Source organism: Streptomyces sp. NBC_01429 (genome assembly GCF_036231945.1).
GTDB lineage: Bacteria > Actinomycetota > Actinomycetes > Streptomycetales > Streptomycetaceae > Streptomyces.
This window is the reverse complement of the sequence record NZ_CP109599.1, coordinates 5,566,040-5,579,130: the sequence shown is the minus strand read 5'-3', so window position 1 is coordinate 5,579,130 and position 13,091 is coordinate 5,566,040. Positions and strand designations below refer to the sequence as shown.

The 13,091-nt window shown below is 71.2% G+C and carries 13 protein-coding genes, 1 tRNA gene and 1 pseudogene; 7 read left to right on the top strand and 8 right to left on the bottom strand.

Features of this window, described 5'->3' with window-relative positions; all coding sequences use genetic code 11:
• Window positions 1-84: 84 nt before the first annotated feature.
• Window positions 85-843, bottom strand: a complete 759-nt coding sequence (locus OG627_RS24525) for a DeoR/GlpR family DNA-binding transcription regulator (RefSeq protein ID WP_329068522.1) — start codon at window positions 841-843, stop codon at window positions 85-87.
• A 73-nt stretch (window positions 844-916) separates the two neighbouring features.
• Between OG627_RS24525 and OG627_RS24520 the strand changes: the two genes are divergently transcribed.
• Window positions 917-2,191: an MFS transporter gene (locus OG627_RS24520; protein ID WP_329068520.1), complete on the top strand. Its 1,275-nt coding sequence runs from the start codon at window positions 917-919 to the stop codon at window positions 2,189-2,191.
• A 77-nt stretch (window positions 2,192-2,268) separates the two neighbouring features.
• On the opposite strand, the gene OG627_RS35570 is transcribed toward OG627_RS24520, so the two are convergent.
• The 6 genes from OG627_RS35570 to OG627_RS24495 all read right to left on the bottom strand — a co-directional run bounded on the left by OG627_RS35570 (window position 2,269) and on the right by OG627_RS24495 (window position 4,941).
• Window positions 2,269-2,811, bottom strand: a complete 543-nt coding sequence (locus tag OG627_RS35570; protein WP_443073531.1) for an MFS transporter — start codon at window positions 2,809-2,811, stop codon at window positions 2,269-2,271.
• A complete protein-coding gene (locus tag OG627_RS35565) occupies window positions 2,751-3,233 on the bottom strand; it encodes an MFS transporter (RefSeq protein WP_443073530.1) in 483 nt (160 codons plus the stop codon). Before OG627_RS35565 ends, OG627_RS35570 begins: the two co-directional genes overlap by 61 nt.
• A 140-nt stretch (window positions 3,234-3,373) precedes the next feature.
• Complete coding sequence (locus OG627_RS24510; protein ID WP_329068518.1) at window positions 3,374-4,249, bottom strand: helix-turn-helix domain-containing protein; 876 nt, start codon at window positions 4,247-4,249, stop codon at window positions 3,374-3,376.
• A gap of 134 nt (window positions 4,250-4,383) precedes the next feature.
• Window positions 4,384-4,455: transfer RNA gene (locus OG627_RS24505), tRNA-OTHER, on the bottom strand.
• A 150-nt stretch (window positions 4,456-4,605) separates the two neighbouring features.
• Window positions 4,606-4,791 carry a TetR-like C-terminal domain-containing protein gene (locus OG627_RS24500; RefSeq protein WP_329068517.1) on the bottom strand — a complete coding sequence of 62 codons (186 nt, stop codon included), beginning with the start codon at window positions 4,789-4,791 and terminating at the stop codon, window positions 4,606-4,608.
• Window positions 4,792-4,806: 15 nt separating this feature from the next.
• A complete protein-coding gene (locus tag OG627_RS24495) occupies window positions 4,807-4,941 on the bottom strand; it encodes a hypothetical protein (protein ID WP_329068515.1) in 135 nt (44 codons plus the stop codon).
• Window positions 4,942-4,963: 22 nt separating this feature from the next.
• On the opposite strand from OG627_RS24495, the gene OG627_RS24490 reads away from it, so the two are divergent.
• The 6 genes and pseudogenes from OG627_RS24490 to OG627_RS24460 all read left to right on the top strand — a co-directional run bounded on the left by OG627_RS24490 (window position 4,964) and on the right by OG627_RS24460 (window position 10,456).
• Window positions 4,964-5,302: a TetR/AcrR family transcriptional regulator C-terminal domain-containing protein gene (locus tag OG627_RS24490; RefSeq protein WP_329068513.1), complete on the top strand. Its 339-nt coding sequence runs from the start codon at window positions 4,964-4,966 to the stop codon at window positions 5,300-5,302.
• An 86-nt stretch (window positions 5,303-5,388) separates the two neighbouring features.
• Window positions 5,389-5,701, top strand: a pseudogene (locus tag OG627_RS35560) (SDR family oxidoreductase); the annotation flags it as partial.
• Window positions 5,702-5,885: 184 nt separating this feature from the next.
• Window positions 5,886-6,419: a TetR/AcrR family transcriptional regulator gene (locus OG627_RS24475; RefSeq protein ID WP_329068507.1), complete on the top strand. Its 534-nt coding sequence runs from the start codon at window positions 5,886-5,888 to the stop codon at window positions 6,417-6,419.
• The gene (locus OG627_RS24470) at window positions 6,416-8,026 is read left to right on the top strand and encodes a CocE/NonD family hydrolase (protein ID WP_329068504.1); all 1,611 of its coding nucleotides are present in this window, start codon (window positions 6,416-6,418) and stop codon (window positions 8,024-8,026) included. Before OG627_RS24475 ends, OG627_RS24470 begins: the two co-directional genes overlap by 4 nt.
• A 169-nt stretch (window positions 8,027-8,195) precedes the next feature.
• Window positions 8,196-8,699 carry a SigE family RNA polymerase sigma factor gene (locus OG627_RS24465; RefSeq protein ID WP_329068502.1) on the top strand — a complete coding sequence of 168 codons (504 nt, stop codon included), beginning with the start codon at window positions 8,196-8,198 and terminating at the stop codon, window positions 8,697-8,699.
• Between the two features lie 518 nt (window positions 8,700-9,217).
• A complete protein-coding gene (locus tag OG627_RS24460) occupies window positions 9,218-10,456 on the top strand; it encodes a mannosyltransferase family protein (protein WP_329068500.1) in 1,239 nt (412 codons plus the stop codon).
• Window positions 10,457-10,525: 69 nt separating this feature from the next.
• Here the strand turns inward: OG627_RS24460 and OG627_RS24455 are convergent, their stop codons facing one another.
• Complete coding sequence (locus tag OG627_RS24455; protein WP_329068498.1) at window positions 10,526-13,045, bottom strand: glycoside hydrolase family 2 TIM barrel-domain containing protein; 2,520 nt, start codon at window positions 13,043-13,045, stop codon at window positions 10,526-10,528.
• Between the last annotated feature and the right edge of the window lie 46 nt (window positions 13,046-13,091).

Below are 13,091 nucleotides of genomic sequence, written 5' to 3'. Positions count from 1 at the left end.
GGTTCCGGGGCCTCTGCGGTCCGGGGGCCTCTTCGGCCAGGGGCCACGCGCCCGGCGGAGGCGCGGCGCGGCGCGGCTACGGGGTCATACCTTCCGTACGGTGACACCGGCCGCGGTCAGCGCGTCGGTCTCGTCGTCGGTGGCGGAGCCGTCGGTCACGACGGCGTGCAGGGCGGACGCCGGGGTGACGAAGGCGAGGGCCGTACGAGAGAGCTTGGCGGCCTCGGTGACGGCGATGACACGGCGGGCCGAGGCGATCGCGGCGCGCTTGATCGCGGCGTCGGCCAGGTCGTAGGCGGTCAGCCCGTCGGTGGCGGTCAGCCCGCAGCAGCCGATGACGGCGGTGTCGAAGCGCAGGGCGGCCAGGGAGGCTTCGGTCAGCGGGCCGGTCAGGGCCAGTTCCCCGGGGCGCGGCTGGCCGCCGGGCAGGAGCAGGGTCAGCCGGGGTGCGCCGGTCAGCGCGTTGGCGGCGTGCAGGGACAGCGGCATGACGGTCAGGCTTCGGTGGTGCAGGACGCGGGCGACCTCCAGGCAGGTGGTGCCGCTGTCGAGGACCACCGACTCGCCGTCCGCGATCAGTTCGGCGACCTCGGCGGCGATGCGCCGCTTGATGTCGAGCGCGTCCCGCGCCCGCAGATCGAACGGGGGCTCCTCGCCCCGCAGGAGCAGGCTGCGCGCCCCGCCCCGGTAACGCTCCAGGACGCCCTGGTCGGCCAGGACCTCCAGGTCGCGGCGGATGGTCATCTCCGAAGCGCCGGTGAGGTCGGCCAGTTCCGTGACGCTCAGCCGTCCGGTCTCCCGCACGGCGTCGGCGATCTTCTTCAGTCGCTCCGTGGCTGCCATACCCGCATTGAACATTCCTAGCGTTCGTAACGCAACTTTACGCACACCTCATCTGTTCGTTATGGTCGAAATCATGAACAAGACGCTGCGAGCCGGCCGACTGGCCACGTTCGCCTTCTTCGCCGTTGTCGGCTTCGACATGGGCATGTGGATCGTCCATATCCCGGCCATCGAGGACCACGTCGGCATCAGCCACGCGGTGCTGGGCTGGCTCCTTCTCCTGCTCGGCGCGGGCGCCTTCACGGGCATGCAGCTGACCGGACCGCTCATCGACCGTTTCGGCGCGCGCAAGGTGGTGCCGCTGAGCGCGGTGGCCTGTAGCGTTTCCATGGTGCTGCCGGGCCTGGCCGCCGACGCGTGGACCCTGGGCGCCGCCCTGCTGGTGTTCGGTTTCGGCAGCGGCTGTCTGGACGTGGGAGTCAACGCCCATGCTGTACAGGTGGAGCACGGATACCAGCGGCCCATCATGTCGGCGTTCCACGCGCTGTTCTCCATCGGCGGTGTGATCGCCGCGCTGATCGGCGCCCTCACCCTCACCTGGGGCTGGGGCACGACCACCACCCTGGGGGCCATGGCGGTGCTCAGCCTGGCCGCGACCGCGCTCGCCGCCCCCGCGCTCCTGCGCCCGGCCGCCGCGCCCGTTCCCGCCCCTTCCAGCAGCACCCCAGTTCCCGCCCCTTCCAGCAGCACCCCCGGTCCCGCCCCTTCCGGCACCGCCCCCTCGTCCCCGGGCGTCAAGAACCGCCGCAGGACACCGCGGCTCATCTGGATGCTCTCGGCCCTGGCCTTCATGCTCATGCTCTGCGAAGGCGTCGCCAACGACTGGAGCGCGCTCCACCTCAAGGACGTGCTCGGCGCGCCCGCCGCCACCGCCGCTCTCGCCTACGGCATGTACTCCACCGCCATGACCACCGGCCGCCTCCTCGCCGACCGCGTGGCCGCGCGCGTGGGCACCGTCGCCGTACTGCGCTACGGATCGGCCCTCTCGGCGGGAGGTATGACGCTGGCCGCCCTCGCTCCCAACGTACCGATCGCGCTGGCCGGCTGGACCGTCTTCGGCATCGGGCTGTCCGGCTGCATCCCCCAGCTCTTCAGCGCCGCCGGTCACAGCGATCCCGCGGCGGCCGGTGCCAACGTCTCCCGGGTGTCGGGCCTCGGCTACATCGGGATGCTCGCCGGCCCCGCCGTCATCGGGCCGATGACCCACGCCGTCCCGCTCAACCTGACCTTCTTTCTGCCCGTGGCCTTCTGCGTCGTCGCCTGCCTCACCGCCCCGGTCCTCAGGACCGCCATCCCCTCCCCGGCGGCCAGGACCAGCCGGAGCGACACCGAGCGGGCGGTCGCCTGACAGCCGTCAGCCGGTCCGCGGTACGGCCGCTCCGCGCCTGGCGTGGTTCGCGGCGACGGCCATGACGACGGTGGACGTCAGGGCGATACCGGCGCCGACGTAGAGCGGCGCCGTACAGCCGAGACCCGCCGTGACGGCCAGGCCCCGAGCCACGCGCCGAGGGCATTGCCGAGGTTGGACGCGGACACGTTGGCGCTCGCGGCCAGGGGCGCCCCGTGGGCGAAGTCGGTGACACGAGTGATCATGCCGGGCACACCGGCGAACCCGGACAGTCCCATCAGGAGGATCAGCAGCACCGACGCCGTCGCGCTGCCGGCCGGCAGACCGAACACCGCCGGCGTGACGGTGAGTCCGAGCAGGGCGAGAACCAGGGCGCGGTCGCGGTCACGGTCGGCGGCCCGCCCTCCGATCAGGTTCCCGACGACCAGGCCGACGCCGTACACCATCAACAGCCGGGCGACATCCGCCGCGGAGAAGCCGCCGACCTCGGTGAGCGTGTAGGCGATGTAGGTGAACGCCCCGGACATCCCGCCGTAGCTGAGCGCGGTGGCCGTCAGGGTCAGCCAGACCTGCCAGGACCGGAACGTACGGAGCTGGTCCCGCAGGCCACTTGGCGCCACCGGCTCCGAGCGGCCCGTCGCCGCCGTCGGCCGCTCTGTCCCGTCGCCGTCAGCCGCTCCTGTCCCGCCCGCCCGGGGACGAGGGCGGCGATTCCCGCCAGCGCGAGCACGCCGATCCCGGTGACCGCCCAGAAGGCCGCCCGCCAGCCCCACCGCTCACCGGCCAGCGCGCCGAACGGTACGCCCAGCACGTTCGCCACCGTCAGCCCCGCGAACATGAGGGCCACCGCGCGGGACTTCTTCTCCGGCGCGTACCCGGAGACCAGCCGGCCCGCGGCCGCCTCGGACACCGCGAAACTCGACGCCACCTGCGGCCACAGCCCGGCGATCAGGAACTCGGTCAGACCGATACCGAAGCCGCCGAGCGCCAGGGCGATGAGTCCGGACGGCATCCGTCGCCGCTCTCCGGCTCCAGCCGGCATCCGTAGCTCTCCCGTCGCGCGTGCCGACGCACCGCCCCCCCCTGCCGGACCGCGCGGCGTCGCGGCACAACTATGCCGTTGGGGCGTGGAGTTGTACGGATGTACGGATGGCAGCGGCGGCAGCAGCCGGTGGGCGCGGTTCACCGCTCCGCGCGGCGCGCCCGCTCGGGGGCGGTCGCGTCGTGAGGCGTGGCCGACTTCAGCGTGGCGGAGCCGAGGAGCGCCAGTTTGTCGGCGTCGTCGGTGCCGGGGTCGGGGTGGTAGACGACGAGCATGATGCCGTCCGTCCCGGTGATGTGCAGCTTCTCGCGGTTCAGATGGAGTTCGCCCACCTGCGGGTGGTCGAAACGCATGGGCGCGCCGAGTCGGCCCGCCACGTCGTGGCGGGCCCACAGCCGGCGGAAGCGGGGGCTGGCGAGGGAGAGTTCTCCGACGAGTTCGATGAAGCGGGGGTTGTCGGTGTCGGTGCCGACGGACTGGCGGAAACCGGCGACGAGCCCCTCGGTGGCTCTGTCCCAGTCCGGGAAGAGGGCCTTCTCCGCCGGGTCCAGGAAGACGTCCCGCAGTCGGTTGGCTCCCGCCACGAGGCGCGGCGAGAGCGCCCCGGCCAGTGGGTTGGCGGCGAGGACGTCGAGGTAGCGGCCCTCGACGAACGCGGGGAGCGGGAGCGTCGCCAGGAACGTGACGATGCTGGGCGGGACGGTCTCCTTCCGGGGCCGCCGCCGCGCGCGGCGTGGCTTGTCGGCGCCGAGGCCGAGCAGATACGCCGTGTTGTCGTCGTCGAGGCGCAGCACGCGCGCGATGGACTCCAGGACCTGCGCGGAAGGGTTGCGGTCGCGGCCCTGTTCCAGGCGCAGGTAGTAGTCGGAGCTGATACCGGCCAGCATCGCGACCTCCTCCCGGCGCAGGCCCGGCACCCGCCGTACCCCGAGGACGGGGATGCCCATCTGCTCGGGGGTGACGAGTTCGCGGCGGGCGCGGAGGTACTCGCCCAGCGGATTCGGCCCGGTAGTCATGCCTCCACCGTAATTCGCGACGGCCGCACGAGCCTGGTCCTGTCACCCCCAGGATCGCGGGGGCTCCGGCTCGGGGCAGCAGGGCACAACGAAGAAGCGGCCCTTCCCTGGATGAGGAAGGGCCGCTTCATTCATGGAGCGCCCGGCAGGCCTTGCACCTACATTTCCCGTCGGCAGACGGACGTCTTTCCTTGGACCACAGACGCGCGACTTCGTGTGCTGAACCGAAGTAACACCATGATCATACAAGAACTCCGGACCACTGTCATACCCGGTCGGGATGACCATCGCCGACGCCGCGGCACCACCGGCACCACCGCCGGGCCCGTACGGCATCGGGTCAAGTCGTCGGCGGGTCAAGTCGTCGGCGACGGAGGGCGGACGGCTTGCCGGACGAGTGTGTCGATCTCCGCCCGGTACAGCAGGGCGGGGTCGATTCCGGTGGAGGCCAGGTGGTGGCCGAGTTCCAGGCTGATCACTCCGTGCAGCCGGGTCCAGCACAGCAGCCCCAGGGCCAGGACCCGCACCGACAGGTCCGGCATCGCGATCCGCCGGGATCACGCGAGGATCTGCTCACGCAGCGCCGGATCGCCCCCGTCCGGATCGCCCCCGTCCGACTCGACCTCGCCCTGATCGTCACCGTCGGCCGCAGAGCCCACGAGAGGGAGCAGCGCCTCCAGCAGGGCGGTCATCGCGCGCGAGGAGGCGGGAACGGTGCGCTCGGGGGCGAGATCCTGGCCCGATCCGCTGGTGGTCGTGGACCTCGGCCGGGTCGCCCGCAAGATGGACTTCCTGCTGGCATCCGGACTGCCCGAGCGGGACGCCCAGATGGCGATGCTGACCGCCAGCCGCTTCACGGTGGGCAGCGCCCTGGAGGAGCAGGCGGAGGGGCAGACGGAGGGACGGGCGGACACCGGCACCGTCGGCAGTGCGGACGACACGACCGCCCCGACGGCTGCCCCGATGACCGTCCCGACGATCGATCACGAGTCGGCGTTCGAGGCGGGCATGGCCCTCATCCTGGACGGCCTGGCGCGCCGCGCCGAGAGATGAGCAACCGGACCCTCACCCCACCCGGAAGTGGACAGACCTTGTCCATATCCGTACCTTGAGGCAAGTGGACAATAGCTGTCCGCTTTTACTCCGCCACCCGCGGCGCCGTCAACGCCATGACCCGGGCCCTCGCCAGCGAACTGAGCCCCTCCGGCGTACGCGTCAACGCCATCGCCCCGGGGCCGTACGCACCCCCACCTACGGACACGCCCACCTCGGCCCGATGAGCCCCCCGAGCAGCGAGACATCCACGACCAACACGTGCGGGCCGCCTACCCGTTGGGACGGATAGGCACCCCCGAGGACATAGCGGAGGCCGCGGCCTACCTCGCCTCCTCCCGGGCCCGGTGGACCACGGGCACCGTCCTGAGCGTCGACGGAGGGCTGACCGTACGCTGAACCGTCAAGCGCTGAACGGTCCATCGGCGAACGGTCCATCGGCGAACTGTCCATCAGTGAACCGTTCGTCGGTGAACCGTCAGCGGCATGACACTCGTCATTTTCTTGACATGTGTCATCCTCGGGCATGAAAGTAACCGAGCCACCGACCGACCGCAGAGTCCGGCGCTCACGGTCGGCGCTGATGCGTGCCGCGGTCGCGCTGGTGTCCGAGCGCGGTACGACCAACATCACGATCTCCGATCTCGCCGAGGCCGCCGATGTCAGCAGGCAGCTCGTGTACCAGCAGTTCGGCGACCGCGACACCCTGCTGCTGGAAGCCGCGCTCGACCTCGCCGGAAGAGAGCTGGTGCCGGCGATCACGACGACGCCGGGCACACTGCCCGAACCGGACCGCGCGCTGGCCGCCGCCCGGCATTTCGCCGCGCACCGGCCCTTCTACCGTGCGATGTTCACCGGCCCGTGCGCGTACGGACTGAACGTGGCGTTGAGCGGCCTGCTCAGCCCGTTCAACCAGGGCCTCGTGCGGCGGATGGCCGGTACGGGGGCCGCACCGGAACTGCTCGCCGACTGCACGGCCTTCGTGACCGGGGGGTGGGCCGCGGTCATCAACACCTGGGTGATCGAGGGAGCTGAACCCCTCGACGTGGAGGACTTCACCGACCGGCTGATGCGGATGCTGTCGGTCGTCACCCGGGAAAAGGAGCACCTCCGATGACATTGATGAGCCGTCTCCTCCAGCGCGGGATCGGACTGGACACCCCGGTCACCCGGGATGTGACCGTCCAGCACGATCTTCGTGTCCCCATGCCCGACGGCGTCGAACTGCTGGCCGACCGCTGGGCGCCGCGGACCGGTGGCGCGTCGCTGCCGACGGCCCTGCTCCGCAGCCCGTACGGCAGGGCGGGCCTGATCGGTACGGGCATGGCCAGGCCGCTGGCCGAGCGCGGGTTCCAGGTGCTGATCCAGAGCGTCCGCGGCACATTCGGCTCCGGCGGGGAATTCGACCCGTTCCGGCACGAGCGTACGGACGGCCTGGCCACCCTGGAGTGGGTGGTGGAGCAGCCCTGGTTCGGCGACTCCATCGTGCTCGTCGGCGCCAGCTATCTCGGGTACACGCAATGGGCGATGGCCGACAGCCTGCCGCCGCAAGTCAAGGCGATGATCCCCAACGAGACCGAGTCGGCGCTGACGCTGGAGTTCCTGCGCGCGGACGGACTCTCTCTGGAGACGCCGTTCGGCTGGGGAACGATGGTGGCCGACCAGGAGCGCCCGTTCCCCCTGCTGAGGAGGATCGCCCAGGGCCGGAAGGACCGTCGCGCGCTGGCCACGCTTCCGCTGAACCGGGCCGACACGGCCGCCATCGGGCGCCCCTCCGGCTACATCCAGGACTTCCTCGCCCATGACCGGGACGACGAGCACTGGGCCGGGATCGACCACCGGCACCGGGTGGCCCAGGTCGGCGTGCCGGTCAGCTCGATCGCCGGCTGGTACGACATCTTCCTGCCCGGCCAGCTCCGTGACTTCGAGATCCTCCAGGCGGCGGGGCGCCCGGCCCGGCTCACGGTCGGGCCGTGGACACACCTTTCCCGCCACTCCACGCCGATACGCGAAGCCCTCGGATTCGGCCTCGCGCACGCACGCGGCGAACAACCGCCGGAGCGGGATCCGGTGCGCCTGTACGTGACGGGGGCTGAGACCTGGCAGGACTTCGGCCACTGGCCGCCGCCCGGCTACCCGCCCCGGCGGTTCCACCTCCAGCCCGGCGGCGCGCTGGCCACGGAGCCGCCCGTCGAGTCGGCTCCCGAGGTGTACCGCTACGACCCGGCGGACCCCACCCCTGCGGTCGGCGGCGCGCGCATGGTCCCCGGCCCCGGCCGCGTCGACAACACCGAGCTGGAGGCCCGGCCGGACGTACTCGCGTACACCACGCCGCCGCTCGACGACGACGTCGAGGTGATCGGCGAAGTCGGTGCGGAGATCTGGTTCCGCTCCAGCCTGCGCTACGCCGACGTCTTCGTCCGGCTCTGCGATGTGGACCAGCGCGGCCGTTCGTACAACGTCTGCGACGGTCTGATCAGCCTGACGGACGCCGACGAACTCACGCGCGCCACGGTCACGCTCTGGCCGACCGCACACCGGTTCAAGCGCGGCCACCGCATCCGGGTCCAGGTCTCCAGCGGCGCCTTCCCCCGGTACGCCCGCAACCCCGGCACCGGCGAACCGCACGCCACCGCGACCACCCTCCGGGCCGCCGACCAGGCCGTCCACCACGACCCGGCCCATCCCTCGGCGATCATCCTCCCGACAAGCCGAACACCGTAACCGGACCGGGCGACGGGGCGACGGGACGCCGGGGCGCCACGGCGAGCCGGCGATTCCCCGGGACATCCATGTGACGACCGTCACCCAAAGTGTCCGGATTCGGTGTCACCCGAACGTCCCTCGGCGGGCGTATACGCCGTGAAGCAAGAGACCCAGGAGAGTGCGTGCGTTGACCGTTGAGGAGTTCGAAGATTTTTACGCCCAGAAGGTCGCCTCCCTCACGGGTCAGCTGTACGTCATGCTCGGCGACCTCCAGGAGGCGCAGGACGTCGTGCAGGAAGCATTCGTCAAGGGGTGGACCCGTCGGCGGCAACTCGACCGCGACGGCCACCCCGAGGCGTGGATACGGACGGTCGCGTGGCGTCTGGCGGTGAGCCGGTGGCGTGGGCGCCGGCGTATGGCCGACGCCTGGAGGCGCCGAGGCGCTCCACCGGCCCATGTCGATGCTCCCGGCTCTGAGCAGGTGGTCCTTGTGGATGCCCTGCGTGAGCTACCGGCCCGGCAGCGGCGCACGCTGACGCTGCACTACCTCTGCGACCTGACCGTCGAGCAGACCGCCCATGAGGCAGGTCTGTCCGTCAACACGGTCAAGACACACCTGGCCCGCGGGCGCGTCGCACTCGCCCACCGTCTGCACGACTCTCACATCGAGGAGGAGGACCCCGTTGTCTGAAGCACAGGATCCGCTGCGGTCCTTGTTCCAACAGGCCGGGGACTTCGGGCAGAGTCGTGCCCGGCCCGCCTCCGTCGCGCACATCACCGACCGCGGGAAGCGGGCGTACCGGCGCCGCCTCGGGGCAGTGGCCGCAGGCGCGTGCCTGATCATCGGGTGCGGCGGCGCGGGTGTCGTCGTAGGGCTGCAACGCGCGCCCGCGACCGTACCGCCGGCCGTCAGCCCGCCGCCCGCGCATCCGTCACCCGGGCCGTCCGACCGGACACAGCCGCCGTCCCCCCCGCCGTCGTCGCAGCCCGACAGTCCGTCGGACACCCCCTCCATCGGGCGGACGACGCAGTCGTCGGTATCCGGATCGGCGACCTCGCGAGGCCCGGACGACAGCGGCTCCTACGACCCTTCTTTCCGGTGACCGGCCGCCGCCGCACCGCCCCGTAACCCCCATGCCCCCATGCCCCCGTGACCCCCGTGCCCCCCATTTCCCCCCATGCCCCCATCAGCACCCGAGAGACATATACATGCTCCTCACACCAACCGAGTTCCGCCCCTCCCGCTCCGGACGAATACAGGAGCGGCCGAAGCTTCCCGAGCCCGGGTGGCCGGCCCGGTTCCGGAACCGGGTGGCCACCCTGCTGGGCCCCGCCGACCGTGAGGTGCTGTGGCTGTACCTGCTGACCCGGCTGTCCCTGTGGGGCACTGCCTACTGCACCCGCTGGCTGTTCCCCACCCGGCCCGGCACCCATGACCCCGGCCCGGTCCTCACCGCCTTCGAGCGGTGGGACTGGCACCACTATCTGCACATAGCGCAGGACGGTTACTTCCCCGGCGGGACAGGATCCGGGCAGGACGGCGGCGACAACCGGGCGGCGTTCTTCCCCGGGTTCCCGATGCTGCTGCGCGCGGTGCACACCGTCATCCCGAACTGGACCGCGGCGGGGCTGCTGATCTCCTTCGTCGCCGGCGCGGTCGCCGTCCTGGCCCTGGCCCGGCTCGCCAAGCGCTACACGGCCGAGGCGGACGCCGGGCAACGCGCCGTGCTGTTCTTCCTGTTGTCGCCGTGCGCGGTGTTCCTCGCCGCCGGCTACACGGAGGCGCTCTTCCTGGCGCTGGCCCTGCCCGCGTGGCTCGCCGCCCTGCGCCGCAACTGGCCCCTGGCGGCCGCTCTGACGGCGCTGGCGACGACCGTGCGCGTCAGCGGCCTCTTCCTGGCCGCGGCCGTCGCCCTCCACTTCCTCCTCACCGTCCGGTCCCGTGACGCCTGGCGCGCGCTGCCGTGGCTGGCTCTGCCCGCCGTGCCCGCCGGGCTGTACGCCTGGTACCTACAGGCACACACCGGCGACTGGATGGCCTGGAAGCATGCCCAGGAACGCGGTTGGTACCGGACGCTCCACACTCCCTGGGACACCTGGTCCGTCACCTGGGACGCTGCCTTCGGCCAACGATTCACCACCGGCTACGGCTTCATGTTCCAGGCCGAACTCGTCGCCATGGTCGCGGGGCTGGTCCTCATCGGCGGCCTCCTGTGGCGGCGCCACTGGCCGGAGGCGGTCTACATCTGCCTCACCCTGGCGGCTCTCGGCACCTCCTACTGGTACACGTCGATCCCCCGCTCCACCCTCCTGTGGTGGCCCCTGTGGATCTTCCTGGCCGCGTGGAGCCTGCGAAGGCCGCAGATCAAAACCGTGTACCTCTGCCTCGTCGGCCCGCTGACCACGATCTTCGCGATCACCTTCCTGTCGGGCCGGTGGACGGGGTAGACGCGAGCCTCCCTCAAGCCGTGCCGATGCGCGGTGCGATCGCCTCGGCGCACTCGGGCGGTTGAAGCTTCACGCGCCATCGCCCGCCGGCTTCCGCCGCTCCTCGACGGTGACCAGGACTTCGACCGGCTCGCATTCGGGTGCGGATGCGCGGAGACGGATCCCGCCGGGGCCGGTCGGACGGAGGACGGCCAGGGCGCGGCCTTCGTAGGTACGGCATTCGGTGGCGTCGAAGCGTTCCTCGGTGGACGGGTCCGCGCTGCCGAGGCCGAGCAGGGCGCCGGGGCCCGAGACGTCCACGCGTACCGGGCGGTCGGCCGCGGTGCGGAGGGTGCCGTCCGGGTCCGTCAGGGTGAGGGTGACGTACGCGAGGTCGCCGCCGTTCGCGCTGATGGCCGGGCGGTCGGACTCGGCGCGCAGCCGCACCGGGCCGGTGGCGGAGCGGAGGGTGTGGCGGCCGGTCTCGATGCCGCCGCGGTAGCCGATCGCCAGGAGTTCGCCGGGCTGGTACGTGGTGTCGAACTCGGTGCGGAAGCGGTGGTCCGCGCCTGTCGGCCGGCGGCCGAGGGAGCGGCCGTCCTGGAGGAGTTCGACCTCGTCGGCGTCGCTGTAGACCTCGATCGTGATCGGTTCTCCCTCGAAGCCGGGCCAGGTCCAGGTGGCGACGGTGTCGCTCCATGCCCACGGTGTTCCCGCGTAGGTCTTGCCGTGGTGCTGCGGGCGCCGGACGGCCAGGTAGGGCGAGGCGCGCAGGCCGAAGACGATCTCCCGGTAGTAGGAGGCGGGACGGCGGTGGCCGGTGATGTCGATGTCGCCGCAGCCCGCGACCAGGTACGGGTAGGGCGCGGTGTGGGAGGGGCGGGGCGTGTCGGGGGTGACGTACTGGGGGCGTCCGATGCCGACCTCGCCCAGGTAGTCCCAGCCGGTCCAGGTGAAGTCGCCGATGACGTGGCCGTACTGCTTCACCAGGCGCCAGTTGCCGTCGATACGGGTGGGGAAGGTCTCCGTGCCGAGGATGATCCGGTGGGGGAACAGGTCCCGGTCCAGGGCGTAGCGGGCCTCGGCGTAGTTCATGCCGGCCACGTCGGTCACGGCGAAGGACTCGGCCGTCTTCTGTGTGACGAGGCCGGAGGAACTGATCGCGTTCATCGCGTCTCCGGCGTCGGCCATGAGGGTGTTGATGCCCTTGCCGTCGTCGGCCGCCTCGGCCCCCTCCGCCCCCTCGGCTGCCTCGGCGGTTTTCTCCTGCGGGCGCTGCCCCAGGGCGGCCAGGTCGGACATGACGGCCAGCATGCCGTTGACGGCGTTGGTGACGTAGCGGGTACCGTCCAGCGCCCGGACCTTCTCGGCGAGTTTGCGGCCCCACGCGGCTCCGACGGGAGAGCCCGTCTCGGGGATCTCGTTGCCGATCGAGTAGAGGATGACGCTGGGGTGGTTGAAGTCCTTGGCGACCATCGCCTCGATGTCGCGCTCCCACCACTCGGGGAAGGCCAGGCTGTAGTCGAACTCGCTCTTGCCCGAGGTCCATACGTCGAACGCCTCGTCCACCACGAGCATGCCCAGGCGGTCGCACGCGTCCAGCATCGCCTTGCTCATCGGATTGTGGGACATGCGGATCGCGTTGAACCCGGCCTCCTTGAGGATCTGGACGCGGCGCTCCTCGGCGCGGGCGAAGGTCGCGGCGCCCAGCACACCGTTGTCGTGGTGGACGCACGCACCGCGCAGCTTGACCGTCTCACCGTTGATCCGCAGTCCGCGCTCGGGGTCCAGGCGCAGGGAACGGATGCCGAAGGTGACGGTCTCGGTATCCACCTCGGCGTCCGCTTCTTTGAGGGTCACAGTGGCGACGTGGAGAGCCGGCGTGTCCGGGCTCCACAGCGACGGGGCCCGGACGTAGAGGCGTTGGCGTACGGTCGCGGGCTCGCCGGGCAGCACGGTGACCTTCGAGACGTCGCTCGCGACGACGTCTCCGTGCACGCCGCGGATCTCGGTGACGATGTCGAGCGTACGGATCGCGATGGAGTCGTTCTCGACCTTCGTCGCGACCTCGGCCACCGCCCGCTCCCCGTCGATGTCCGGTGTGGTGACCCGCACCCCGTCGGGCGCGATGCGGACCACCTCGCCGACGAGCATCCAGGTGTCGCGGTAGATGCCCGCGCCGGTGTACCAGCGCGAGTCGCGATGGGTACGTGCCTCGACGCGGATCTCGTTGTCCTGGCCGAAGCGCAGGAAGCGGTCGGCGTCGATGAAGAAGTGTGAGTAGCCGAAGGGCCGTTGACCGGCGTAGTCCCCGTTGACGTACACGACGGCGTCCCGGTGCACGCCTTCGAACTCGAAGAGGATCCGCCTGCCCCGGTGCTCCTCGGGAACGGAGAAGGTCTTGCGGTACTCGTACGCCCCGCCCGGGAAGTACGCGCCGGCGCCGCCCTCCATCGTGACCTCGCCGCCGGGGACCGTACGCTCCCGCTCGATCATCGCGTCGTGCGGCAGCGTCACCGGCCGGTAGGGAGTCTTCGGCCCGGACAGTTCGGCAAAGGGATTGACCTTGGGCCGGGTCTGCCAGCCGTCGTTGAAGGACGTGCGGATCATGTGGTCTCCATGAGGTGTGGGGAGTACGTCGGTCGGGGCGGGCACG